This window comes from Micromonospora sp. KC207, assembly GCF_004348615.1.
GTDB lineage: Bacteria > Actinomycetota > Actinomycetes > Mycobacteriales > Micromonosporaceae > Micromonospora.
In genome coordinates, this window is sequence record NZ_SMKJ01000521.1 from 1 (window position 1) to 2,306 (window position 2,306).

General features: G+C 75.7%; 2 protein-coding genes. One reads left to right on the top strand and one right to left on the bottom strand.

Features of this window, described 5'->3' with window-relative positions:
- A partial coding sequence (locus tag E1258_RS32060) for a phosphatase PAP2 family protein (protein WP_132407654.1) occupies positions 1–951 on the top strand: 951 nt, incomplete at its 5' end.
- A 39-nt stretch (positions 952–990) separates the two neighbouring features.
- On the opposite strand, the gene E1258_RS32065 is transcribed toward E1258_RS32060, so the two are convergent.
- On the bottom strand, positions 991–2,306 hold a 1,316-nt coding region (locus E1258_RS32065), incomplete at its 5' end, for a PH domain-containing protein (protein WP_132407656.1).

The window sequence follows — 2,306 nt, forward strand, 5'->3', positions numbered from 1 at the left end:
ATGGTGGCCTGGGCGGTCGCCTTCGTGGCCGGCTGGCTCGTCATCGGCCTGCCCACGGACCCGGCGTACGCGTTCCTGTGGATCTGGGCGGCCACCATCGCGTGGCACTCCCGCCGCCCGTGGCGCAGCCACCTGCGGTTCGCCCGCGACTGGGTGCCGGTGGTGTCGCTGCTCGCCGTCTACAACCTGTCCCGGGGGTTCGCCGACAACGGTGCCACCCCGCACGCGATGGAACTGATCGTCGCCGACCGGTTCATGTTCGGCTGGGCCACCGGCGGCGAGGTGCCGACCGTCTGGTTGCAGGAGCACCTCTACCGCCCCGAGGTGCGTTGGTGGGACGTGCTGGCGAGCTGGGTGTACTTCTCGCACTTCGTGGTGGCGCTCGCCGCCGCCGCCGTGCTCTGGCTGCGCGACCGGCCGCGCTGGGCGGCGTTCATGCGTCGTTGGGGCTTCCTGTGCGCGTCGGGGCTGGTCACCTACTTCCTGTACCCGGCGGCGCCGCCCTGGTGGGCGGCGCAGAACGGCCTGCTCACCGAGGTCGCCCGGATCTCCACCCGGGGCTGGAAGGCGTTCGGCATGCACGGCGCCGGCAACCTGCTCAACGCCGGGCAGATCGCCTCGAACCCGGTGGCCGCGATGCCGTCGCTGCACACCGCGTTCGCCCTGTTCGTGGTGGTGTTCTTCCTGCGCTCGGCCCGCCGCCGCTGGTGGCCGCTGCTGCTGGCGTACCCGTTGGCGATGACCTTCACCCTGGTCTACTCCGGCGAGCACTACGTCATCGACGTGCTGGTCGGGTGGGCGTACGTGGGGCTGGCCTTCCTGGTGGTCGGTTTGGGGGAGCGCTGGTGGGCGGCCCGCCGGGCCCCCGCCTCGGGTCCGCCCGACGGCGGGCCGCGCGGGGCGGAGGCCGACCCGGTCGCCGACCCGCCGGCGGTGCCGGCGACCCGCTGAGCCGCCGCACCGCGCCCGCCGCCTCCGCGGTGGCGTGGCTCAGCCGGCGCGATGGGCGGCGTGTGCCCGGGTTGTCAGCTCCGCCGCCAGCCACCACGCCTCGTCGAGGTCGCGGTCGAGCGCGGCCGCGCCCGCGCCGCCCGCGGTGTCCGCGTGCACGGTGGCCAGCCGCAGCCGCCGCTGCGCCGGCCCCTGGGTCACCCGCACGCTCTGGATACGGGCGTACGGCACGACGGTGAGCTGCCGGGTGAGCAGCCCGGACCGGGCGGCGAAGACCCGCTCGTCGAGCCCGGCGCCGACCGCGCGCCGGCCCAGCGGGCGCAGCCACCGGGCCCGGCTCGGCGGGAGGCTGGTCGCCAGCCCGCTCAGTCGCACCCCCGGCAGCACCTCCGCGACGATCCGCTGGCCGATGCCCTGGTCGCCCACCGGCAGCAGCCGGTCCGGCCGGTTGCGGTCGTCGGCCTCGCCGCCGGAGTAGCCGGCGACCTCCAGGCGCAGCCGCAGCCAGCCCTTGGCCCGCCACAGCAGCGGCCAGGTCACCCCGACCGTCTGCACCCGGTTCAGCGGCACGGTCTGCGCCCGGGTCTCCAGCAGGCCGTTGCGGACCCGCAGGTTGCCCTCGTCCCGGGCCAGCCGGAAGTTCCAGTCGTCCAGCACGCGGCGGATCGGTTGCAGCAGCACGCCGGCCATGGCGGTGATCGTGCTCGCCACCGCGATGAACGACCACGAGTCCGCGGAGAGGAACTGCGCCACGACGAAGGCCACCCCGAAGGGGAGCAGAAACGCCTGCGGGGTGAGTAGCTGGCTGACCAGCAGGTCCCGGTTGGCGACGGCGTGCAGCGCGCGTCCGGGCGGGGTGGGCGTGAGCGCCGACTCGGCCACGGCGGCGGGCGGCGCGGTCGGGCCCGGCTGTGGCCCAGGGCCGGCGAGCGCGAGCAGCCGCTGCCGCAGGGCGGCGGCCTCGGCCACGCCCAGGTACGCCAGCGGCGCCTCGGTCTTGCCGCCGCCGACCACCTCCAGCCGCAGCTCGGCCAGGCCGGTGAGCTGGGCGAGCAGCGGGCGGACTACCTCGACGGCCTGGAGGCGCTCCAGCGGGATGGCCCGGGCGCGCCGCCACAGCAGCCCCTCGTACACCCGCAACTCCCGGCCGACCACGTGATAGCCGGTGTTGTACCAGCTCACCACCGCGAGCACCGTCGCGCCGAGGGCGAGCACGGCCGCCAGCGCCGCGAACCAGCCGAAGCCGACCCGCGACAGCGTCGACCAGGACAGGCCCGCGACGACCACGACCAGCGACTTTGCCCCGTGCAGGGCCGGGCTCAGCGGGTGCAGCCGCCGCCGGGGCTCCGCCTCCC